This window comes from Chryseobacterium sp. A301, assembly GCF_054489425.1.
The window spans coordinates 177672-200851 of the sequence record NZ_JBTMWY010000001.1; the positions used below are offsets into that span (position 1 = coordinate 177672).

The 23180-nt window shown below is 41.3% G+C and carries 23 protein-coding genes; 15 read left to right on the forward strand and 8 right to left on the reverse strand.

What is annotated here, in order from left to right:
• Positions 1-2 precede the first annotated feature (2 nt).
• Both ACX3PU_RS00830 and ACX3PU_RS00835 read right to left on the reverse strand, forming a co-directional pair.
• Positions 3-1160, reverse strand: coding sequence for a M20 aminoacylase family protein (locus ACX3PU_RS00830; RefSeq protein WP_459082848.1), 1158 nt, complete (start codon positions 1158-1160; stop codon positions 3-5).
• 1 nt (position 1161) lies between these two features.
• Positions 1162-2625 (reverse strand): MFS transporter, encoded by a 1464-nt coding sequence (locus tag ACX3PU_RS00835; RefSeq protein ID WP_459082850.1) that lies wholly within the window; start codon positions 2623-2625, stop codon positions 1162-1164.
• A 217-nt stretch (positions 2626-2842) separates the two neighbouring features.
• On the opposite strand from ACX3PU_RS00835, the gene ACX3PU_RS00840 reads away from it, so the two are divergent.
• Together ACX3PU_RS00840 and ACX3PU_RS00845 are read left to right on the forward strand one after the other, a co-directional pair.
• Positions 2843-3535 (forward strand): ribonuclease H-like domain-containing protein, encoded by a 693-nt coding sequence (locus ACX3PU_RS00840; RefSeq protein WP_459082852.1) that lies wholly within the window; start codon positions 2843-2845, stop codon positions 3533-3535.
• Between the two features lie 9 nt (positions 3536-3544).
• Positions 3545-3874: an SUF system Fe-S cluster assembly protein gene (locus ACX3PU_RS00845; protein ID WP_459082854.1), complete on the forward strand. Its 330-nt coding sequence runs from the start codon at positions 3545-3547 to the stop codon at positions 3872-3874.
• Between the two features lie 68 nt (positions 3875-3942).
• Here ACX3PU_RS00845 and ACX3PU_RS00850 read toward each other — a convergent pair whose 3' ends face one another.
• Positions 3943-4785 (reverse strand): sulfurtransferase, encoded by an 843-nt coding sequence (locus tag ACX3PU_RS00850; protein ID WP_459082856.1) that lies wholly within the window; start codon positions 4783-4785, stop codon positions 3943-3945.
• 12 nt (positions 4786-4797) lie between these two features.
• On the reverse strand, positions 4798-5646 hold the full coding sequence (locus ACX3PU_RS00855; RefSeq protein ID WP_459082858.1) for a hydroxymethylglutaryl-CoA lyase: 849 nt from the start codon (positions 5644-5646) through the stop codon (positions 4798-4800).
• Positions 5647-5807: 161 nt separating this feature from the next.
• Between ACX3PU_RS00855 and pepT the strand changes: the two genes are divergently transcribed.
• Positions 5808-7061, forward strand: coding sequence for a peptidase T (pepT, locus tag ACX3PU_RS00860; protein ID WP_459082860.1), 1254 nt, complete (start codon positions 5808-5810; stop codon positions 7059-7061).
• A gap of 108 nt (positions 7062-7169) precedes the next feature.
• Entirely contained in the window at positions 7170-8003 is an 834-nt protein-coding gene (locus tag ACX3PU_RS00865; RefSeq protein WP_459082862.1) for a UDP-2,3-diacylglucosamine diphosphatase, read from the forward strand.
• A gap of 5 nt (positions 8004-8008) precedes the next feature.
• Here the strand turns inward: ACX3PU_RS00865 and thiL are convergent, their stop codons facing one another.
• Both thiL and ACX3PU_RS00875 read right to left on the reverse strand, forming a co-directional pair.
• Entirely contained in the window at positions 8009-9067 is a 1059-nt protein-coding gene (gene thiL / locus ACX3PU_RS00870) for a thiamine-phosphate kinase (protein ID WP_459082864.1), read from the reverse strand.
• Between the two features lie 36 nt (positions 9068-9103).
• On the reverse strand, positions 9104-9598 hold the full coding sequence (locus ACX3PU_RS00875) for an acyl-CoA thioesterase (RefSeq protein WP_459082866.1): 495 nt from the start codon (positions 9596-9598) through the stop codon (positions 9104-9106).
• An 87-nt stretch (positions 9599-9685) separates the two neighbouring features.
• Here ACX3PU_RS00875 and ACX3PU_RS00880 point away from each other — a divergent pair, with 87 nt between their 5' ends.
• Positions 9686-10894 carry an aminoacetone oxidase family FAD-binding enzyme gene (locus tag ACX3PU_RS00880; RefSeq protein ID WP_459082868.1) on the forward strand — a complete coding sequence of 403 codons (1209 nt, stop codon included), beginning with the start codon at positions 9686-9688 and terminating at the stop codon, positions 10892-10894.
• Between the two features lie 9 nt (positions 10895-10903).
• Here ACX3PU_RS00880 and mutS read toward each other — a convergent pair whose 3' ends face one another.
• Positions 10904-13483 (reverse strand): DNA mismatch repair protein MutS, encoded by a 2580-nt coding sequence (gene mutS, locus ACX3PU_RS00885; RefSeq protein ID WP_459082870.1) that lies wholly within the window; start codon positions 13481-13483, stop codon positions 10904-10906.
• A gap of 64 nt (positions 13484-13547) precedes the next feature.
• On the opposite strand from mutS, the gene ACX3PU_RS00890 reads away from it, so the two are divergent.
• The 10 genes from ACX3PU_RS00890 (at position 13548) to ACX3PU_RS00935 (ending at position 22690) form a co-directional block, all read left to right on the forward strand.
• On the forward strand, positions 13548-14084 hold the full coding sequence (locus ACX3PU_RS00890; protein ID WP_459082872.1) for an RNA methyltransferase: 537 nt from the start codon (positions 13548-13550) through the stop codon (positions 14082-14084).
• A gap of 244 nt (positions 14085-14328) precedes the next feature.
• Positions 14329-14982 carry a CBS domain-containing protein gene (locus ACX3PU_RS00895; protein WP_459082874.1) on the forward strand — a complete coding sequence of 218 codons (654 nt, stop codon included), beginning with the start codon at positions 14329-14331 and terminating at the stop codon, positions 14980-14982.
• 3 nt (positions 14983-14985) lie between these two features.
• Positions 14986-15852, forward strand: a complete 867-nt coding sequence (locus tag ACX3PU_RS00900; RefSeq protein ID WP_459082876.1) for an NAD kinase — start codon at positions 14986-14988, stop codon at positions 15850-15852.
• A 73-nt stretch (positions 15853-15925) separates the two neighbouring features.
• A complete protein-coding gene (gene fbaA / locus ACX3PU_RS00905; RefSeq protein ID WP_459082878.1) occupies positions 15926-16996 on the forward strand; it encodes a class II fructose-bisphosphate aldolase in 1071 nt (356 codons plus the stop codon).
• Between the two features lie 78 nt (positions 16997-17074).
• Entirely contained in the window at positions 17075-17926 is an 852-nt protein-coding gene (accD, locus tag ACX3PU_RS00910; protein ID WP_459082880.1) for an acetyl-CoA carboxylase, carboxyltransferase subunit beta, read from the forward strand.
• Between the two features lie 52 nt (positions 17927-17978).
• Entirely contained in the window at positions 17979-18491 is a 513-nt protein-coding gene (locus ACX3PU_RS00915) for a DUF6973 domain-containing protein (protein WP_459082882.1), read from the forward strand.
• A 38-nt stretch (positions 18492-18529) separates the two neighbouring features.
• Positions 18530-19039, forward strand: a complete 510-nt coding sequence (locus ACX3PU_RS00920; RefSeq protein ID WP_459082884.1) for a DinB family protein — start codon at positions 18530-18532, stop codon at positions 19037-19039.
• A 47-nt stretch (positions 19040-19086) separates the two neighbouring features.
• A complete protein-coding gene (locus ACX3PU_RS00925; RefSeq protein ID WP_459082886.1) occupies positions 19087-20799 on the forward strand; it encodes a M14 family metallopeptidase in 1713 nt (570 codons plus the stop codon).
• Positions 20800-20879: 80 nt separating this feature from the next.
• Positions 20880-22283 (forward strand): nucleoside recognition domain-containing protein, encoded by a 1404-nt coding sequence (locus tag ACX3PU_RS00930; RefSeq protein WP_459082888.1) that lies wholly within the window; start codon positions 20880-20882, stop codon positions 22281-22283.
• A 5-nt stretch (positions 22284-22288) separates the two neighbouring features.
• On the forward strand, positions 22289-22690 hold the full coding sequence (locus ACX3PU_RS00935; protein WP_459082890.1) for a hypothetical protein: 402 nt from the start codon (positions 22289-22291) through the stop codon (positions 22688-22690).
• Positions 22691-22728: 38 nt separating this feature from the next.
• Here the strand turns inward: ACX3PU_RS00935 and ACX3PU_RS00940 are convergent, their stop codons facing one another.
• Positions 22729-23139, reverse strand: coding sequence for a BrxA/BrxB family bacilliredoxin (locus ACX3PU_RS00940; protein WP_459082892.1), 411 nt, complete (start codon positions 23137-23139; stop codon positions 22729-22731).
• Positions 23140-23180 lie beyond the last annotated feature (41 nt).

Sequence of the window (23180 nt, forward strand, 5' to 3'; positions counted from 1 at the left end):
ATCTATTTTAGATACTCTTCCACGAGGTGGATCCAATAGCTCGCGCCAACTGGTAAAATACTTTGATTAAACTGGTATTTTGGATGATGTACCATAAAGCCTTCTCCATTGCCCACCATGCAATAATTTCCCTTTTTCTTTTGTAGCATAAAAGCGAAATCTTCACTTCCCATATACGGCGGGGAAGGATATTCCACACGTTCATTGCCAAAATACTTTTCTGCAACTCCTTTAGCAAACGCTGTTTCTTCTGGTGTATTCACGAGCACTGCACCGGGCACTCCTTCTTTGATTTCATAAGTCACTCCAAAACTTTCTGCCTGCGCTTTCGTGATGGACTTAATCTTAGCTAAAACCATTTCTCGATCCTCAGAGCGCATCGTTCTCGTACAAATCTTTAACGAAGCGGTTTGCGGAATTACATTTCCTGCATTTCCTGAATTGAAAGCTCCTATGGTCACCACCGCGCTATTCCATGGACTCATATTTCGACTTACAATCGTTTGCAATGCCATTACTAGGGCGCTTCCTGCCACTACAGGATCAATTGCTTTTTCAGGCATGGAACCGTGTCCTCCTTTGCCCTCTAAGATGATCTCCCAATTGTCAACTGCAGCCATAAACTCGCCATCTGCAAAATGAAAGGTCCCTTCTTTTAGCCCCGGCATATTATGCATTCCAAAAACAGCATCCATAGGAAATTTTTCAAAGAGCCCATCTTCGATCATTGCGACTCCTCCCTCCATGGTTTCTTCACCCGGCTGAAAAATTAAATGGATCGTTCCGTTAAAATTCTTCGTTTCAGCTAGGTATTTTGCCGCTCCAAGAAGCATAGAGGTGTGTCCATCATGCCCACACAAATGGGACTTCCCTTCGAACTGACTTTTGTAAGGGAGATTGTTATCTTCCTGGATAGGAAGCGCATCAAAGTCTGCTCGTAAGCCTATGGATTTATTTGAATCTCCAACTTTCAAAGAAGCCACGATTCCGTATTTCCCTATCCCCTTGGTGACCGTATACCCTTCAAACTGTTCCAATTTCTCTGCAATAAAATCCGCTGTGTTTTCTTCTACCATGGACAGCTCAGGCGACTTGTGCATGGTTTCCATCCACTGGTTTAACTCTGCCTGTCTGCTTTTTAAAATTTCAATTGTGTCCATACTATTCAATTTGTTTTTTACCTTTTGGTATTGTGACCAGAATGCTAATTATGGCAAGAATTGCCATAATGAAATTTACGCCTAAGGCGATACTAGCGCCTTGGCGAATTGCTAAATTATCTTGTCGTCCCTGAAAAACGACCAAGTTGTTCACCCATTCAATCGGGCCCTCATTCCCGCTAAGTGCCGTAAACACACTTGCAGAAATCGCCACTCCAATAGCCGCTCCTAACGAAGAAGCCATTTTATAAATTCCCGAGCCTGCGCCTGCCTGATCATCAGGCAAATTGGAAAGTGCCGCATCCGTCGAAGGCGTGGCATAAAAGGCAAGACCCACCCCGAAAAGTGAGAAGGCTACAACGGCTAAAATTTTATAGGTATCCGTCATGACAAAGGTCAACATCAGAAGTAAAATGGAAAACCCTACAATACTTGCTCCCCAAAGCATCGGTTTTCTTGCTCCAAAACGTTGGAGCAACTTTTCTCCGACTCGGATAAAGGCGACAATGGCGATTGCGTATCCTAAGGTTAAAACACCTGACTCTTGAGAACTTAAACCTGCTCCCAATTGAACGAGGGATAGGGAAATAATCAAAATTCCGGCGCACGCATTTAAAAGAAAATTAGAAATTGTTGCCCCTGTATACGTAAGGTTTTTAAACAATTTAAAATCCACGAACGCTAAAGAATTCTTAATTTCAACTCGGAAAAACACAACACCGAAAAGAACAAATACTCCAAGTAGCCCTAAGGACTTTGGACTCATCCAGCCCCAATCACTTCCATTCGATATGAAGAATTGAAAGGCTATAATCGCGATCATAAAAGTGACCACGCCCAGGAAATCAAATTTATAGGAGCCGTTCGTTTCTGTTTTGCTCTCCGGAGTTCCTCTCACCATTAAGAATCCAATGATGGAGATGATAACGGTACTCCAAAAGATATAGCGCCATCCTAAATTAGAGGCCACAAGTCCGCCAAATAAAGCACAAAAACCTGAACCTCCCCATGAACCAATCGACCAAAGACTAATGGCTCTTTGTCGTGCAGGACCTTGCCAATAAGCTTTCACTAGTGCAAGACTGGCAGGCATTAAACAAGCTCCGGAGAGTCCTTGCAAAATCCTCCCGCTGATTAATACATAAGAACTAGAAGGTCCTATCGGCGTAATTGCAATGAGAGCGGACCCCAGCATGCTTAGAATAAATCCTATCTGAACCATTTTCACTCTACCCACACGGTCTGCAAGTCCTCCCATGACCACGATAAAAATTCCTGAAAATAAAGAGGTAATTGAGACGGCAATGTTCATCGTGTTTTGCTGAATTCCAAGATCTTTCGCCATTTCCACATTGATATTCAATGTAGTCTGTGCGAAGAGCCAGAAAGCAAGCACCCCAAGAATCATCCCAAAAAGCAAACGATCTGTACCCTGGAAGCCTGAGGACGTTGTGTTTGTTTCCATACTATGTTATTTATATGTTTTTGTGCTTAGAAAAAGTATTCTTTTTAGGTTTCTTGAACCTGCCATTCACGAATTATTCCTACCCTGCTTTTCAAATACCTACTTACAAATTGTAAGAATTTTATCTTCTTTGATTAACGAAGTTAGTATATTTTTCTTTGCCGTGAAGTGTAAAAGTGTTAACTTAACTTTACATTAGTATCTAAAGTCCCATCCTATGATAAAACAAATTCCCATTGAAAAGATCCTATTTTTAGACATAGAAACTGTCTCACAAAAGCCAAAATGGGAAGAACTTTCCGATACAGAAAAGTACCTATGGAACAAAAAAGCAAAATCCCAACTTCTGGAAGGTCAGGATTCCTCGGAAGTCTACTTTGAACGGGCCGGTATTTTCGCAGAGTTTGGAAAAATTGTCTGTATCTCTGTGGGTATGGTCGAAAAATCAGGCCGCTTGAAAATTAAAAGCTATGCTGACAATGACGAACTCATCCTTCTTCAAGAATTCGGCGAACTTTTTAACCACGCTGGCATGCGTGGGACAATTCTCTGCGCTCACAACGGAAAAGAATTTGATTTTCCATGGATTTCTCGGCGCTATCTAATCAATGGAATGCAGCCACCCCAAGCGTTCCAAAATTTTGGAAAAAAACCTTGGGAAATCCCCCATCTAGACACGCTCGAACTTTGGAAATTCGGAGAATACCGTAGTTTCGTTTCCTTAGAACTTCTTTCTCATGTATTAGGTCTTCCCACGCCAAAAGACGACATTGACGGGTCCATGGTTTCGTCTATCTTTCATATAGACAAAGATTTAATTAGAATAATTAAATATTGTGAAAAAGATGTCTTAACTTTGGCAAACGTATTTTGCCGACTTAGGCAAGAACCTATTTTAGAACGTTATTAAGAGAATTAAATGAGTTTAACAGACGAACAAGTCGCTAGTATAGGCGAAAAGATTATTTTAACATTAAAGACGGTTTACGATCCTGAGATTCCGGTCGATATATACGAATTAGGGCTTATTTATGATGTCCAAATTTCAGAAGAAGGGGAAGTGAAAGTCATCATGACTTTAACCACTCCGAACTGTCCAGTTGCCGAATCCCTACCCCAAGAAGTGAAGGAAAAAGTCGCAGGAGTTCCTGGCGTGAAAAATGTAGATTTAGATTTGACATTTGAACCGGCATGGAACAAAGACATGATGAGCGAGGAAGCAAAATTCGAGCTTGGCATCTTATTCTAATCGTTAGCCTAGATATAGGCAAAAAATCATACAAAAAAAGAGGATTTAGCATCCTCTTTTTTGTTTTTTTAACGCGTAGCAAGCGGCTCGCTGCTTCGACTCCACTCACTCCATGATCCCACATAGAGCGTAGGGACTTCAAGTCCTGCATAACTCATTGCCAAAATGGTATGACAGGCCGTGACACCAGAACCACAATGTACAATAGGGGAATGACTCTCCTCTTTCTCAAGAATTGATTCGTATTTTGATCTTAAAATTTCTTTGTCTAAAAACAGTCCGTGCTCATCTAAATTTTCAGAAAAGGGAACATTCAAGGCTCCTGGAATATGGCCTGCGACTAGGTCAATGGGTTCAAAATCTCCTTGGAAACGGCTCTCTTCTCTCACGTCAATTACCACTCGCTCTTTTTGATCTATTGCTTTTTTCACCTCAAGAAGGGATACAACAGGAAGACCCCATACTGTGGCCGCTATTCTTTCGGCAGGCTTTGCTTGCTGAGGTCCTGAACCCAGAGGGATTCCCTTAGATGCTCCTGCTGCAAATCCACCGTCTAGTACGTAGACCTCATCGAGGCCAATCGCTTTTAACATCCACCAAGCTCTTGCGGCCGCATTTGCGCCAAAACTAGTGTCATAAATCACGACAAATGAGTCACGTCCTATTCCGAGCTGACTCACCGTCTCTAAAAACACAGAAATTTGCGGAAGCGGATGTCGTCCCCCTTTTGTAGGGTCTTGCGTTACAGCACTTAAATCTGTATTTAAATCTACAAACAATGCTCCGCTTAGGTGGCTTGTCAAATACTCCTCCTTGGCTCCCGCTCCTGTTCTTGCGTCCCATAAGACAAGTGAGGGATCAGAAAGCCTATCCTTCAACTCCTTTGCTGAAATTAATGTAGTGTTCTTCATTGCATTAAAGTATTAAAAATGGAACACGTCTTTTGCCCGGTTATAGGCACTTTCAAAATTCAGTAAATTAAGACCGTGGGGAATATTTTTATTGTGCAGAAAATTAATCAATTGCTCCGTTGGAAGATTACCGACTAAATCGTCTTTGGCCATTGGGCATCCTCCAATTCCTTTAATAGCAGTGTCAAAACGCAAGCAACCCCGATCGTAGGCTGCTTTAATTTTTTCGTAAGAGTCCTCGTAGCGATTGTGAAAATGCGCACCAAAATTAATCTCCGGATTTAAACTTGGAATTTTGTCGAATAACAAATCTATGGTCTCGACTGTAGCCACTCCAGTTGTATCGGAGAGTTGGATGTTCGTGATGCCTAACTCAATAAAACGTTTGGCCCAATAATCCACATCCTCCCATCTCCATTTTTCCCCATAAGGGTTTCCAAAGGCCATCGAAAAGTACAAATTCAATTCTTTGCCTTCTGCATTTGCCATTTTAAAAATCTCTCCAATTTGTCGAAAGGCTTCTTCTTGATTCTTGTTTGTGTTTCGGAATTGAAAAGTTTCCGAAATAGAGAAAGGGAAGCCTAAAATATCGACATTGGAATGGCTTAGTGCTTTTTCAGACCCGCGTATATTCGCGACAATCACAGAAAGTTTTGTCTTCGAATTGGATTTGTCTATTCGGTCAACTACTTCTCCACTGTCCGCCATTTGGGGAATTGCCTTTGGGGATACAAAGCTTGCGCAATCTAAAACATCAAAACCTACACTCATAAGTTCATTTATGTAGTCAATTTTAGTGTCAGTGGGAATAAATTCACCCCATCCTTGCATGGCATCTCTTGGACATTCAGTAAGAAACATGTGTTTGTATTTGCGTTTACGTAAAGATAAACATTTTGACCAAAGTCCAAAATCTACTCTCAAAAAATCACCGAACTCCAAACGGGGCATAAACCTCCTTGCAAGAGTTTAGGGCTAATTTATTACCTTTGTTTAATTACAATTACATATTCTATTAAAGCATGCAACCGATAAATTTTACACCTGAGTGGAAGTCTAAACTTCAAGACCGTTTTCTGAATTACGTGAGAATATACTCCACCAGTGACCCTGAAAGTGAATCTTGTCCTTCAACTCCTCAGCAGTGGACCATTGCAAAATACATATTTCAAGAGCTTCAAGAACTAGGACTTAGCGATGTAGAACTAGACGGACAGGGGTATATTTATGCCACCCTGCCTTCCAATAAAGAAAATGACAGTGATCCGACAATCGGATTTATTGCGCACTACGATACTTCACCCGACTTTAATGGAGAGAACGTCAATCCTCAAATTTGGGAAAATTACGACGGAAAAGATCTTATTTTAAATGAGAAAACAGGATTTACTTTGTCTCCTAACCGCTTTGAGAGCTTGAAAAACTATGTAGGTCAAACCTTAATTACTACGGACGGAACCTCTCTTTTAGGGGCGGACGACAAAGCAGGTGTAGCGGAAATCGTGACTGCAGCTGAATACCTGTTAGCACATCCCGAAATCAAACACGGAAAAATAGCCATTGGATTTACTCCTGATGAAGAAATTGGTAGAGGGGCTCATAAATTTGATGTCGAAAAGTTTGGAGCAAAATGGGCCTACACCATGGACGGAAGTGAAGCGGGAGAACTTGAATATGAAAACTTCAATGCTGCAGGAGCGGTTGTGAAGATCCACGGACTTAGTGTCCACCCTGGATATGCCTATGGAAAGATGGTGAATGCTGCTTTGCTGGCCAGTGAGTTTGCAGCGCTACTTCCTGCAGATCAAACCCCTGGAACGACAAGGGGGTATGAGGGATTTTTCCATCTTATGGAAATCACAGCGGACATCTCCGAAGCTAAACTTCAATACATTATCCGTGACCATGACAGTGAAAAATTTGAACAGAGAAAATCCCTACTTGTATCCATCGTGAAGGAGTTCAATGCAAAGCATGGAGACGACACTGCGCAGGTCGAAATCACGGAGCAGTATCGAAACATGAAACAACAATTTGAAGGCAAGATGCACATTGTCGATATTGCAGCTGAGGCTATGAAAGCCTCAGGTGTTGAACCCAAAATTAAAGCCATCCGCGGAGGTACTGACGGAGCACAACTTTCCTACATGGGACTTCCTTGCCCAAATATCTTTGCGGGAGGAATGAATTTCCACGGACCCTATGAATACGTGGCAATAGAAACGATGCAAAAAGCAATTAAGGTTATTATTAACATCGCTCAAGCAGAGAAATAAATTGAGTCCATACTCCCCTTACTTTCACTTGAATTAAGGGGAGTTTAAATTTAATTTTAAGTTCATACGCAATTCATATCTACCCTTTATCTTTGGGAAAAACGCATTATGGCGGACCGAAGAGAAATTGAAATTGCTATCGTCTCAGATCTTCATCTTGGAACCTACGGGTGTCATGCCAAGGAATTTTTAGCTTATTTGAAAAGTATCCATCCCAAATTACTCATTTTGAATGGAGACATTATAGACGGTTGGGCCTTCTCCAAGCGCTATTTTCCAACGTCGCATATGGCCGTCATTTCTGAACTGTTCAAGATGATGCAGCGAGGAACCAAAGTGATTTACATTACAGGAAATCACGATGAATTCCTAAGAAAATACGCCGACATTTCCTTTGGAAACCTACAACTGACCAATAAGTACCTTCTTGAGATTCATGGGAAAACGCATTGGATCTTCCACGGAGACATCTTCGATCATACGACGAAAGGGGGTGCCAAGATAATTGCGAAAATAGGAGGTATTGGGTACGATTGGCTCATCCTACTCAACCGAGCCATCAATTGGGTTTTAAAATTGATGGGCAAACAAAAAGTCTCTCTTTCCAAACAGATTAAGAATTCGGTGAAAAAAGCGGTCAAATTTGTGGGCGATTTTGAACAAAAAACCATTGAACTGGCGATTGACAATCAGTACGATTTTGTCATCTGCGGTCACATCCACATGCCTTGCGACAAGGTTGTGGAAACGAAAATGGGAAAAACCCGCTATCTTAATTCTGGGGATTGGATTGAAAATCTTTCTTGGTTAGAATACGATCTAGGAGAATGGAGCCTTCATTACTTTGATTCCACTCAATACAAAATCCCTAAACTCGAACCTTACAAAACAAATGTAGAGCTTAAGGATTTTCTAACTCAGAATAATTCCGCAGTGGTGTAGACTCTTTATTCCTCCGCATTCAAAAAAGCATCCCAACCTTGAGCCGTCAAGTCGGCCAATTCGTTACTTCCTCGAAGTACCATTTTATTTCCTTGTGGCGCATCCACAACATGTCCAATGATTGAAAAATCAGGATGGTTTTGAATTTTATCGAAATCTGTAGCGGCAATCGTAAAAAGAAGTTCATAGTCTTCTCCTCCATTAAGGGCACACATGGCTGGATTAAGATTAAACTCATCGGCCGTCGTAATCGTGTTTGGATCTAAAGGAATCTTCTCTTCGTAAAGTCTAATTCCCACGCCAGATTGCTGGGAAAGATGCAAAATTTCGGAGGCCAGTCCGTCTGACACATCAATCATCGAAGTCGGCTTAATACCCAGAGTAACTAATTTTTCCTTTATATCCGTTCTTGCTTCCGGTTTTAGTTGACGCTCTAAAATGTATTCATATCCTTGCATCTCAGGCTGCATGCTTGGATTGACAAGGAAAACAGAATGTTCTCTCTCTAAAATTTGAAGACCTAGGTAGGCTCCTCCGAGATCACCACTTACCACAAGTAAATCTCCTTCGTTTGCCCCGCTTCTTTTCACAATTTGATCCTCTGGGCTTAACCCAATGGCTGTGATACTAAGAATTAGCCCGGAAGTTGAACTTGTGGTATCTCCCCCTACTAAATCCACCTTATAATGCTCACAAGCGAGACGAATACCTTCGTAAATCTCCTCCAATGCTTCCACAGGAAAACGATTGGAAACCGCAACGCCGACCACAATCTGTGTAGGTGTCGCATTCATTGCGGCAATATCACTCAAATTTACAACCACCGATTTATACCCCAAATGCTTTAAAGGCACATATCCCAAATTGAAGTGAACTCCTTCAATCAGCATGTCGGTACTTACCAGTACTTGCTGATTCAAAGGATCGATCACGGCCGCATCGTCTCCGACGCCTCGTTTTGAACTCTCATTCTTTAAACTGATTGTGTCTGTGAGGTGCTTAATTAAACCAAACTCTCCCAAAGCAGAAATCGGTGTGCGCTGTGGATTTTTCTCTTCTAACATAGGCTATAACTTGAATTCTAAATTGTGAGATATACTTTATTTAAACTGTGAAGGATCTATGTTTTCGGGACGAAATGGGAGAGACTTCAGATCGTCTTTGGTGAGGATTTTTGTGGATTCTGATTTAAATTCATTCATCACTTCCATAATATCAGAAGGAGGTGTGGTGCTTTTTCTAAGCATTGTATCAATCCATACACCCAGAGCTACCGCACTGGCACAGTGAGTCCCATCCGCCAAATAAAACTTGTGCAAAAACCGATAGATTCCTCCATCCTCTGAAACTCCATCAATTTCCAAACTAACTTTCACTTTCTGCCCCATGTAAATTTCTTTAAAAAAGGAGAATTGTTCGTTTAGAATCACAGGGCCAATGCCCCATCGGTTTAATTCTTTTAAACCCATCTTACGTTCAGTCATAAAAGCCATCCGGGCCTGTGCGCAATACTGCATATAAGACGAATTGGCCAAATGGCGGTTGGCATCGATATCGCTCCAACGCACGTTAAAATCACAAAAGTATGTTGACATATAAGTATACTATTTAATTCTTCAAAATTACGCATAAATGAGCGGCTAGAAAAATTGTAATTTTGCAGCTGAAAATTAATCGTACTCATGCAAAAAAAGCACGTGATCGTAATTGGAGGAGGAGCAGCTGGATTTTTTTCAGCGGCTAACCTTGATGCCTCCAAATACCATCTGACCATTCTGGAGCAAAATCAAGAAGTATTACAAAAGGTAAAAATATCCGGGGGAGGTCGCTGCAACGTATCGCATGCCGAATTCGATCCGAGAGAATTAGTGGAGTACTATCCGAGAGGAAAAAAAGAGCTCCAAAGTGTTTTCTCCAAATTTCAGCCTGCAGACACCATGGAATGGTTTTCTCAGAGAGGAGTCGAAATCAAAATTGAAAACGACGCTAGAATGTTTCCTATATCCAATTCTTCTTCATCTATTATAGAATGTCTTAAAAACGAGGTCCAAGGTAAAGGATTTGAAATCCGCACCAAGACCACGGTTCTAGCTCTTGATTATGAGGACGGATTCTACCGCGTGCAAAGTACAGCAGGAGAATTTAAGGCCGATTATGTTATTTTCGCGACAGGTAGTTCACCAAAATCACTAAAACTATTGGAATCGATGAATCATAAATTGGTTCCGCAGGTCCCGTCCTTATTCACCTTTAACATTAAAGACCCAAGACTAGAAGGGCTCGCTGGCACATCTTTTCCCCAGGCCGAAGTTAGGTTTCCTCAACTAAAGTCTGAAGAAAATGGTCCAGTGCTCATTACCCATTGGGGACTTTCTGGCCCCTGCATTCTTAAAGCCTCTGCATGGAATGCAAGAGAGCTCGCGGATTTAAAATACGATTTCAAAATCGTCGTCAACTTTATTAACCTTTCTTTCGAGGAAGCGAAATCCCGGTTCATGGAGTACAAAGAGGCGCATCCTAAAAAAAGTCTTGCCCAAAGCAAGCTTTTTGAAGTCACCAATCGCTTCTGGAATCACATGATTCACTATTGTCATATAAAAGAGGAAAACCAGCTGGCCAATCTATCCACCGCACAAATTCATACCCTTATGAAAAACCTATGCGAAAGTGAATTTCAGGTGAAGGGCAAGTCTACTTTTAAAGATGAATTCGTTTCCGCAGGCGGTGTGGATTTAAAAGAAATCGATTTTAAAACGATGGCTTCAAAAAAGAAGGACCGCCTTTACATCGCGGGAGAAGTCTTAAACATTGATGCAATCACAGGAGGGTTTAATTTTCAGGCCTGTTGGAGCGAAGGCTGGCTCATTAGCCAAGCGCTAAACAACCTCTAAAAAGAGCCTCTACTTCCCAATCATTTTTTTAATCGAATTCAATTTCATTAGAGCTTCGATCGGAGTTAACTCATCAATGTTAATCTTGGTAAGTTCTTCGCGAATGTTTTCAAGAACGGGATCGTCCAACTGGAAGAACGACAATTGCATATCTTCCTTTTGATCTTTCCTTCCTTTCTTTTCAGGTGTGGCTCTTCGGCTCTCAAGTGTTTTTAAAATTTCATTTGCGCGATGAATCACAGGAGAGGGCATCCCTGCTAATTTGGCCACATGAATCCCGAAACTATGCTCACTACCTCCCCGAAGCAGCTTGCGTAAGAAAACAATACTTCCTTTGTTTTCCTGAATGGAAACATGGTAATTCTGAATTCTTGCAAAAGAACTGCTCATCTCGTTTAATTCATGATAGTGCGTAGCGAAAAGGGTTTTGGCCTTTGTTTTATCCTCATGAAGAAATTCAGCAATGGCCCAAGCGATTGAAACCCCGTCGTAAGTAGAGGTTCCCCGTCCGATTTCATCCAATAAAATCAGACTCCTTTCGGTCCTATTATTCAATATACTAGCCGCCTCGTTCATTTCAACCATGAACGTAGATTCGCCGGCCGAAATATTATCTGAAGCTCCCACGCGAGTGAATATGCGGTCTAGTATTCCAATTTCTGCATGCTTCGCAGGAACAAAACTTCCAATTTGTGCAAGCAAACATACCAGGGCTGTTTGGCGAAGGATCGCAGATTTACCGGCCATATTGGGTCCGGTTACCATCATAATCTGCTGGGTTTCCCTGTCTAAATACAAATCGTTTGGAATGTATTTTTCGCCCAGTGGAAGGACCTTTTCAATGATAGGATGTCGCGCCTCCTTTAAATCAATCGAAAACGAATCATTTAATACCGGTCGCGTATAATTCTCAGCGCTCGCAAGCTCGGAAAGTCCAATTCCCACATCAATTCGTGCAATGATTTGAGAGTTGGCTTGAATCCCTATAATATACTGCATGACATGCTGACAAACTTCGCTATAAAGTTCAAATTCTAACTGAGAGATTTTATCTTGGGCCCCTAAAATCTGGGTTTCATACTCTTTTAACTCTTCTGTAATAAACCGCTCTGCGTTCACCAAGGTTTGCTTTCGAACCCATTCGCTGGGCACCTTGTCTTTGTGCATGTTTCTCACTTCAATGTAATAGCCAAAAACATTATTGAAATCAATTTTTAAGGAACTGATTCCGGTTCTTTCAATTTCACGGGCGCACATTTCATCCAGAAATCCTTTGCCTTTGCTTTGCAGGCCTCGAAGTTGATCAAGTTCACTAGAGACACCCGTCTTAATCACATGTCCCTTGGAAAGACTCACAGGCAATTCCTCATGGAGATGAGAATCTAGGTACTCGATTAATTCGCTAAGGTTATGCAGAGGATTTAGTAGATCCTTAGCTTCTTTAAATTCACTGAGTTTTTGATCGATGAGCTCTATGCACTTTAAGCTTTGACTTAGATTGCCTAATTCTTTAGGTAGAATCTTTCCGGAAGCCAATTTTCCTAAAAGCCGGTCTAAATCGGAAATGGTTTTCAAATCGTCTAGAATGTCAAACTTAAGGGTTTCCTTCTCATTAAAAAACTCAATTAACGAGAGTCGGCGATTAATTGCCTTTAAATCGAGTAGCGGCAAAATAATTTGACGTCTTAATAAACGACCCCCCATCGGGGTGACGGTATGGTCAATAATTTCTAACAGACTTTTTCCCTCTCTTTGGCTTGGATTTACGACTTCCAAATTTCGAAGGGTGAAATTATCAAGGACCAAGTAATGATTTTGCGGGATGCTCTGAAGCGTAGTTATGTGCGATAAGAGTGAATGATGTGTATCCTCCACAAGGTACGCGAAAATCGCACCAGCAGCGACAATTCCCATCTCTAGATGGTCTACACCATACCCTTTAAGAGATTGGGTTTTAAAATGGGAAGCTAACTTTTCTCTAGCATACGGTAGTTGAAATGCCCAGTCCTCAAGTTTAAATGTATTCTTGCTCGAAAGATTGCCAGGAAGCTCCTTAAGTCTTTGAAATATAATTTCGCTGGGATCGAATGTATCTACTACATGGGTTAGCTCCTCAAGTTTCCCTTCTCCAATAAAGAACTCACCCGTTGATATATCCACAAGTGCATACCCAAACTGGTCTTTTACTCGGTGCATAGACATAAGGTAATTGTTCCGCTTGGAGTTCAAAACTTGATCGTTAAACGTAACCCCCGGTGTCACGAGTTCCGTCACCCCTCTCTTAACGATGCCTTTTACCGATTTTGGGTCCTCCAATTGGTCACAAATCGCCACTCGAAGTCCACTTCGAACCAATTTTGGAAGGTAAGTGTCAATGGAGTGATGAGGAAAGCCGGCAAGCTCGGTTCGCGAATCGCCATTGTTTCTCTTGGTAAGAACGATCCCTAAAATTTTAGAGGCTTTTACCGCGTCTTCTCCAAAGGTTTCGTAAAAATCACCAACCCTAAAAAGCAGTAGAGCATCGGGGTATCGCGCCTTGATCCCATTGTATTGGCTCATTAAGGGGGTGAGCTTCTTTTCCTTCGCCATGTTTTTTTATATGCATCGGTCGCTAGGACCCGTTGTTTTTGTTAATTTTGTCAAAAATACAAAAATGTCATCCACAAAAAAACTCAAACTAGAGGAGCTAAATCGAATTGACGTTGAGACGTTCAAGAAAAAAGAAAAAATTCCTTTGGTCGTGGTGCTCGACAATGTACGAAGCATGCACAATGTGGGATCTATTTTTCGAACTGCGGACGCATTTATTGTCGAGAAAATTATTCTATGTGGCATTACCCCAACACCTCCGCATCGAGAAATACAAAAAGCAGCTCTAGGGGCGACTGAAAGTGTGGACTGGGAACACGCTGCGTCGATCTCTGAGGCATTGCAAGACCTTAAAAGCAAAGGCTATACCTGCATAGGTATCGAACAAACAACCCACAGTGAGAATTTGGAATCTTTTGCCATCAAGAAGAATACGGCTTACGCGGTTGTTTTAGGCAATGAAGTCGATGGATTAAGCGAAGAATCGCTTTCCCTTTACGATCATTTTTTAGAAATCCCTCAGTATGGAACCAAGCATTCTCTCAATGTTTCGATTTGTGGCGGAATTATCCTTTGGGAATTTTTCAAAAAACTGCAATAACAATTCAACAGGGCTCCCAAAACGAGCGTTGAATTGTAAGAAAAGAGCAGAAACCTGAAAAAACAAGACAAAAAAAAACCGCAAGATCCTTACGGACAGGGCGGTTCAATAAATCTAATAAAAAGTAAAAATGAAAGACCGCAAAGATAACTCTTTTTTACAATGCAAACCAAGAAAAATTTTCGAGCCTCAAAATCCCGTCTGAAAATACGGTCCCTTTTTATATTTTTCCTAAATTAGCCTAATGTTTATAAAAGAATACATTTCCAAGGACTATCCCGCTTTTACAAAGAACGATTCTATTGAATCTGCCTGCGAGATCGCCCGGGAATTTGGTCATTCTCATATATTCATTAAAGACCGGGGTGTTTATGTGGGTGCATTAAGTCAAAGCTTTCTGGAAGAAAGCCCTGAGGGTAAGATTGCTTCATTAGATCTCCACTTCGAAAAATTTGCGATCTATGATGACGGCAGCATCTTAGACACCGTAAAGCTCTTTTATATCTTTAATTCAAACATTGTTCCTGTAATTGGAAAAAACGAGAAGTATTTGGGGTACATTTCAAGTGATGACTTGTTTAATGAATTTTCAAAATACCCGCTGTTTTCCGAAAGCGGAGCCATTCTCATTGTACAGACCAATACGGTCCATTATTCCTTTTCCGAGATCACCACAATCGTGGAAGGAAACAATTCGAAACTTTACGGCCTTTATGTAAGTGCTATCCTCGAGGACGGGGTGCAAATCACCATGAAAATCAAAAGCGATACGCTTAGCTCGATTGATGAAACCTTTGAGCGCTATGGCTACACCGTGATTCATAAACAATACGATGATCAGAAAGACAAACTCATCAAAGATCGTTTTGGCTTTTTCCAAAAATACTTAGAGGTTTAATCGATGAAAGCAGCTATTTACACACAAAAAAATGATCTCGATACGTTCCTGTACTTAAGCAAGTTCATTTCTGAATTAGACAAACGAGGAGTGGGCACCGTTTTATATCATGGAATGGCCGAGGCCATGCAGTTTTCAAAAGATTTCGACACTTTCCATAGCAAGGAAGACCTTAGTGACCGAAAGGTCGATTTGTTTTTCACCTTTGGAGGGGACGGTACGCTTGTAAGCTCCTTACTATTTGTGCAGGATTTGGAAATCCCGGTTGTCGGGGTGAATACGGGTCGACTCGGATTCTTAGCCAGTTTTACCAAAGAGGAAGTATTTAAGGAACTAGATGCGATTCTAAAAGGCAGTTATAAAATTTCAAGGCGTTCCGTGATCGAGGTGGTTTGTCCCAATTCGGATGAATTCTTCCCATTTGCCTTAAACGACATTGTCATTTCCAGAAAGGAGACCACCTCGATGATTACAATCGATTCCTTTATTGACGATGAGTTTCTAAATGTTTTCTGGGGTGACGGAGTAATCATTTCTACACCCACTGGATCGACTGCGTACTCTTTAAGTTGTGGAGGCCCTATCATAGCACCCGAAAATGACAACTTCGTTATCACACCCATCGCACCACACAACCTGAATGTAAGGCCTCTTATTGTCAAAGACGATGCCCAGTTTAGGCTTAAAGTAGAAAGTCGCGTCCCCCAATACTCTTTGTCCCTAGATTCTCGATTAATACATATTGACACAGACACGGAGCTAATCATACGAAAAGCGGATTTTAAAATTTCACTTGTTCAACCTACCAACTTAAGTTTCTACGAAACGATTCGTCAAAAGCTACTGTGGGGCAAAGACAAAAGAAATTAATTCGACGATCCAACAAAAATTATTAACTTTACAAGATTAATTATTCCATTTTTCAACCTTAAAACTACAACAAATGAGTAGACAGTTTCCTGCAGGAGTCGCAACCGGACAGATGGTTACCGATATTTTTCAATACGCGAAAGAAAATAGATTTGCTTTGCCGGCCGTAAACGTAATTGGTTCGAGCAACGTGAACGCTACGATGGAGACCGCTGCAAAGTTGAACTCTCCTGTAATTATTCAATTCTCCAACGGAGGGGCTGCCTTCAACGCTGGAAAAGGACTAAGCAATGACGCTCAAAAGGCAGCAATCCTTGGTGGAATTGCTGGGGCAAAACATATCCATACGTTAGCGGAAGCTTACGGTGCTACCGTAATCTTACATACAGACCACTGTGCCAAGAAATTACTTCCATGGATCGACGGACTCTTGGAAGCGAGCGAGGAGTTCTACAAATTATATGGGAAATCCCTCTACTCTTCTCACATGTTAGACTTATCGGAAGAGCCTATCGAGGAGAACATTGACATTTCTGCTAAGTATTTCGAAAGAATGGCGAAAATGAATATGACTTTGGAAATTGAACTTGGCGTAACCGGCGGAGAAGAAGACGGAGTAGACAATTCCGGAGTAGATTCATCTAAACTTTATACCCAACCTGAAGAAGTTGCTTATGCTTATGAAAGACTAAAAGCAATTTCTAATAACTTTACCGTTGCTGCAGCCTTTGGGAATGTACACGGAGTATACAAACCTGGGAATGTTAAATTAACTCCAAAAATCCTTGACAACTCTCAAAAATTTGTGGAGGAGAAATTTTCTACCTCTAAAAAACCAGTAAACTTCGTATTCCATGGTGGATCTGGATCTTCTTTAGAAGAAATTAGAGAAGCGATTGATTACGGAGTGATCAAAATGAATATTGACACGGACCTTCAATTTGCTTATTCCGAAGGAATTCGTGATTATATGGTTGACAATGTAGAGTTTTTAAGATCCCAAATCGGAAATCCAGAAGGAGCCGACAAACCGAATAAGAAATTCTACGATCCAAGAGGTTGGGTAAGAAAAGGAGAAGAAACGTTCTCAAAACGTTTGGTTCGTGCTTTTGAAGACCTAAACAACGTAAACACATTAAAATAAACCAAAGTATTTATTCTAATAAGGTGTAAGGTCATTTTAGAATTATTGACTACTTTTGTGCATTAAATATTATCGAACATGGCATTTGACTGGTTCAAGAGAAAAACAAAAAACATTACAACGTCGACCGAAGATAAAAAAGACGTTCCAAAAGGTCTTTGGCACAAAACACCGTCTGGTAAAATCGTGGAACACGATGAATTGAAGAGAAACAACTATGTTTCTCCTGAGGATGGATTTCACGTCCGAATAGGAAGTGAAGAGTTTTTTGAAATGTTTTTTGACCACAACAAATTCAAGGAATTGAATCCCGATGTGGAAAGTGTGGACATGCTTGACTTTAAGGATACAAAATCCTACACCGACCGTCTTAAAGAAGTAAAAGCGAAAACGAAACTTACAGATTCGATTCGCAATGCAGTGGGTAAGGTAAACGGTTCAGAAATGGTTATCTCCTGTATGGACTTTGCTTTTATCGGAGGTTCACTTGGATCTGCAATGGGAGAAAAGATTCGCCGGGCAATTGATTACAGTATAGAGCATAAATTGCCTTATATGATTATCTGCCAATCTGGAGGTGCGAGAATGCAAGAAGCGGCATTTTCATTAATGCAGCTTGCTAAAGTTCAAGCCAAACTATCTCAACTCTCAGAACATGGACTTCCTTATATCGCCTATCTTTGCGACCCTACTTTTGGAGGAATTACAGCTTCGTTCGCTATGACTGCGGACATCATTATGGCAGAACCGGGAGCACTAATTGGATTTGCTGGACCTCGTGTCATCCGCGAAACCATTGGAAAGGACCTTCCAGAAGGATTCCAAACCTCCGAGTTTCTACTAGAAAAGGGATTTGTTGATTTCATCGTGAAACGAAACGATGCAAAAAACAAAATAGCACAGACCTTATCTTTGCTAACACACGCTTAATTCAACAACCTACTAATACAAAAATCTCACCTTCACAGGTGAGATTTATTTTATGAGAAGTGCGATTATAATTTTATTCGGTGCGATAAAAAGTCTCTCCCTAAAGAAGTTAGTCCGCATGTTTAGCCTTGGGCTTCGCTACCCTCATTATTCCATTTTAGGATTCTATGCAACGCTACGTACGTTTGCAATCACAAAACGACTCTTCCCGAAAACCAATTCAACCAGTGGTGTAGGCAACGCATTTCGACATGCCCTATGGACGTGTCTTATTGCCATGTACTGCTCTAAGATTTCCTCTAGTAAAAAGGCACTCAAGTATGCCAAGGTATTTACAGATATGCATGAGGATCTTTTCCCCAACCAACCGCTTGAAACCAAAATGGATCTCCATAACAATCATGTGGGGCTCCACTTGTTTGAACAAATGCTTCCGGGAATTCATCGACAATTTTTTGAAACTGGATTTTTCGTTGAAAAATTGCTTGAAAAAACAAAATCGGCGCAAGTTCTTACCTCGCTAACGCAAGAAACTACGGACGAACTGGTGTACCTTGGTGAATAATTTTTACCTTTACTTCACTTTAATTTTAGCAATATACCATGTACAACCTTAAAACAGGCCTTCTTCGTGAGTTTTCGCATGAGGCCAATAGCACCAAAGAACTGTTTAACGCGCTGCCTGAAAGCGCCTTAGAGCATCGCGCACAACCTCAACTTTGGTCCCTGCGAGATCTTGCTTCTCATATCATTAGCATCTACAGCTGGTACGAGGGTGTTTTCAACTCGAACTCCATTGACATTTCTCAAATAGAAAAACCCGTGGGAACCCACGCTACTATTGACGAGCTACGCTCACCACTAGATACTCAAATAGCAAAAGCGAACTTAGCCATTGAGAATTGGGATGAACAGACCTATCTTCAACCTTGGAAATTGGTCCATGGTGAAACCGTGTTAATCCCGGAGTCCCCTAAAATTGGAACGATTCGTGGCATGCTCTTTAGTCACCTTTATCACCATAGAGGGGAGATGGTTGCCCATTTGCGCACCCTTGGACATCCCGTTCCAGGACTTTACGGACCTACGTACGAACAAACCGTTTCCAAGTAAATTTCCTCAACGAGCGTACTTACTCTACTAAATTGGCTTATCATTTTATGAAATTTTCAATCTTTCTTTGCGTCCTGAGTACTTGGTGTGTAGCGCAAAACCAGCTTACTCCCTTCGAAAAAGGCAATGGCAATCAGTCCCCTACTTATGAAGAAATGCGTGATTTCTACCAAAAACTGGATAAAAATCACTCCACCATTCTTCAAAAAGAATATGGGAAAACAGACAGTGGCTATCCTTTAGAAGTTCTGTTCTTCAGTAAAGACCGAAACTTCAATCCAAAAAAATCTACAAAAAAAGCAATCCTTTTGGTAAACAATGGGATTCACCCGGGAGAACCGGACGGCATTGATGCTTCGATGATGCTACTTCGTGATCTCGCAGAAGGGCGAATTGAAGCACCAAAAAATGTATTGTTAGCGTTTGTGGCATCCTACAATATAGGAGGGATGTTAAATCGGGGATCCTACTCAAGAGCAAACCAAAACGGTCCTGAAGAGTACGGATTTCGTGGGAATGCTCGCAACTTTGACTTAAACCGCGACTTCATTAAAGCCGACAGTAAAAACGCACGAAGTTTTCAGGAAATTTACCAAGAATTAAATCCAGATGTATTTATTGACAACCACGTTTCTAACGGAGCAGATTACCAATACACCCTTACTTACATTGCAACGAATAAAGAGCGTCTTGGGACCGTTCTAGGTTCCTATTATCATCAAGAAATGAACCGTGAGATCGCAAATCACCTTCGATCCAAGGGAATCGATCCCATACCTTATGTGAATGTATGGAATGGAACGCCTGAACAGGGGTATGAACAATTTATGGATACGCCTCGCTACGCGACTGGCTATACAACGCTCTTCAATACCATTGGAACCGTGCCTGAAACCCACATGCTAAAACCCTACACAGATCGCGTAAAAGTAACTTATGAAAATATGCGTTCCTATATCGATTATACGGAAAAGCATTACAAAAAGATTAAAGAAAAAAGGCTTCAGAACCTGAAGCAATATACGCCAGGATCCTCCTACACGATTGGATGGGAAATCGATCCTACGAAAGTGGAATCCATTGAGTTTAAAGGATATGAAGCTCGCAAAATAAAAAGTGAAGTTTCGGGAATGCCTAGACTTTTTTATGACCGAACAAAGCCATTTACGAAAAACATCAAATTCTATAATGCCTATCGATCTACAAAGGACATTCAAATTCCAAGGTATTATCTAATTCCAAAATCTCAGTGGAATGTAATTGAGCACTTGGAGCGCAATAAAATTCAAATGACTCCCTTAGACAAAGACAGTACGTTCGTGGCGCAGCTTTACGAAATAAGCGACTATCAAACCTCCAAAAACCCGTACGAGGGTCATTACAACCACTACAATACCCAAACGAAAGCGAGCACAAAACAAATTCGTTTTCAAAAAGGCGATTTCTTGATCTCCACACAGCAACCGGGCGTAAAGTATCTACTTGAAACCTTGGAGCCCGAAGCGGTGGATAGCTTTTTTAATTGGAATTTCTTTGATGGAATCTTAATGCGCAAAGAGCATTTCTCAGATTATGTATTTGAAGATACGGCAGCGCAACTTCTCAAAGAAGACAAAGCCTTAAAAACTGCATTTGAATTGGAAAAACAGATCAACCCAGAGATGAAAAAAAGCGCAGCCATGCAGCTTAACTGGATTTATGAACACTCCCCTTACTTTGAAGCGACTTATCGCCACTATCCTATTGCTAGGATCTTGTAAGAATATCTAGTGAGTCTCTATTGACCTCGCCACGGGCTTGGTAGGGAATGTATTTTTAAAAACAACCAAATCTATACTAAATGGTTTTAAGTAAAATCTGGTCCGCCTTCATTATCGTTGCCATCCTCGTGGCTAGCGTTAAATACCTTTTTTCACCCAATTACAAAGCGATTTACAATGATATGGTGGTGGGCCAAGGCGGTGACACTGTGCAAATCTCTAGTATGCCCTTACAGCAGCTTAGTCCAGAGATTCAAAATCAATTGTCCTCCAATGAGAACTATGAAAAGGATCATATTGGGTACAAAGTCGACAGCCAATCGCAAGAAGTACAAGTATACCGAATTCAAGAGACAGACGGTGTAATTGGCACCTCGGAGACGGCCGTCACCATTTGTATTGGACTCATTGGGATTATGACACTGTTCATGGGCTTCATGAGCATTGCGGAGAAAGCAGGAGGAATTAATCTACTCTCCCGATTAATACAGCCTTTCTTCTCGAAGCTATTCCCTGAAATCCCTAAAAACCACCCTTCCTTTGGTCATATGATGTTAAATTTCAGTGCAAACCTTCTTGGGCTAGACAATGCAGCGACCCCCTTTGGTCTTAAAGCGATGGAAAGTTTACAGACCCTAAATCCCTCCAAAGAAAAAGCAAGCAATGCGCAAATCATGTTTTTATGTTTGCATGCGAGTGGGCTTACGCTTATTCCTGTGTCCATCATTGCGATTCGTGCTTCCATGGGATCCGCGACCCCTACGGATATATTTCTACCTTGCCTAATTGCGACTTTTGCAGCCACTTTGGCAGCTATGACCATCGTTTCCATCAAGCAAAAAATAAACATGTTCCAACCCATTATCTTAATGTACGTGGGGGGAATTTCGGCCTTAATTGCTCTTTTGGTGGTGTACTTGGTGCAGCTGAACAAGGATGAATTAGGTGTATTTAGTGCCGTCTTAAGCAACGGTTTAATTCTCTTCATTTTCTTTGCTATCGTGCTGGGAGGACTTTACAAAAAGATCGACATCTTCGATGCGTTTATTGAGGGTGCAAAAGATGGATTCTGGACCTGTGTTAAGATTATTCCTTACCTCGTAGGGATGTTAATTGCCATTTCTTTGCTTCGAACTTCGGGTGTCTTTGAAATTATCATCGATGGAATGAAATGGGTCGCAAACTACGCTTCCTTAGATACTCGCTTTATTGACGGACTTCCTACAGCACTGATCAAACCTCTTTCGGGATCAGGAGCTCGTGGAATGATGGTAGATACCATGACTACTTTTGGTCCGGATAGTTTTGCTTCCCGACTTGCAGGTGTCTTACAAGGCAGTTCAGATACCACATTTTACGTAATTGCGGTTTATTATGGTGCCGTCGGAATCCGCAATGTACGCTATACGGTGGGAGCGATGCTTCTTGCCGACTTAGTTGGAATCCTTACGGCGATTTCTCTTGCTTATTTATTCTTTGGTTAAAAATTATGATACACGATAAAGATTACATACTACGAATGGTTCAGCAGTTGAGCGAAGCGCTCGCCAGGCTACTCCTAGGAAACAACGAAGGAGTTCCACAAGAAGAAGAACTAGCCCTGGACACCCAAATTCGAAATGTCTTTAAATGTTCAAAAAAGGAGCTAGGTGAAAAAACTTTCGAAGAGATAATGGCAGAAATACAGACCAAACCTGAATCGCATCAGATTGGATATTTCGAAGTGATGGCTCACTTCTTCTTTCTTCAAAATAAGACAGAGCCAAGGGAAGAGTGGGCACAGAATGCAAAAGCTTTTTACCAAATCTGGCTTGAAAAAAGCAAAATATTTTCCCTCGTCGTAATGCAAAGACTCGGCGAATTAGATCAAAACAAAACCGGCGAGATTTAATCTTGCCGGCTTCGTTTTTTTCTTAGGTATTTAATCTCCTAGCAGTACTCGTCGTAAGCTGCTTGAAGATTTGCAGCGATTGCTCCTGCAGGATTTCCTTCAATGTGATGTCTTTCTAACATGTGCACAAGTTCACCGTCTTTGAAAAGGGCAACACTTGGAGAACTTGGTGGAAACGGCGCAAAATGTCTTCTTGCTTCTGACACGGCGTCATTATCAAATCCCGCAAACACAGTCACCAATTGATCTGGTTTTTTCTCTCCTGTAAGAGAGTTTACAACCCCTGGCCTTGCTGCTCCTGCAGCACAACCACATACGGAGTTCACCATGACAAGCGTCGTTCCTTCTTTCTTAAGGGCCTCAGTTACTTGCTCTGCTGTTGTAAGGTCCTGAAAACCTCTATCAGTAAGTTCAGCCTTCATCGGCATTACTAATTCTTCTGGATACATATCGATATTATTTATAATTAAAAATTCTATTCAAAGTTAAA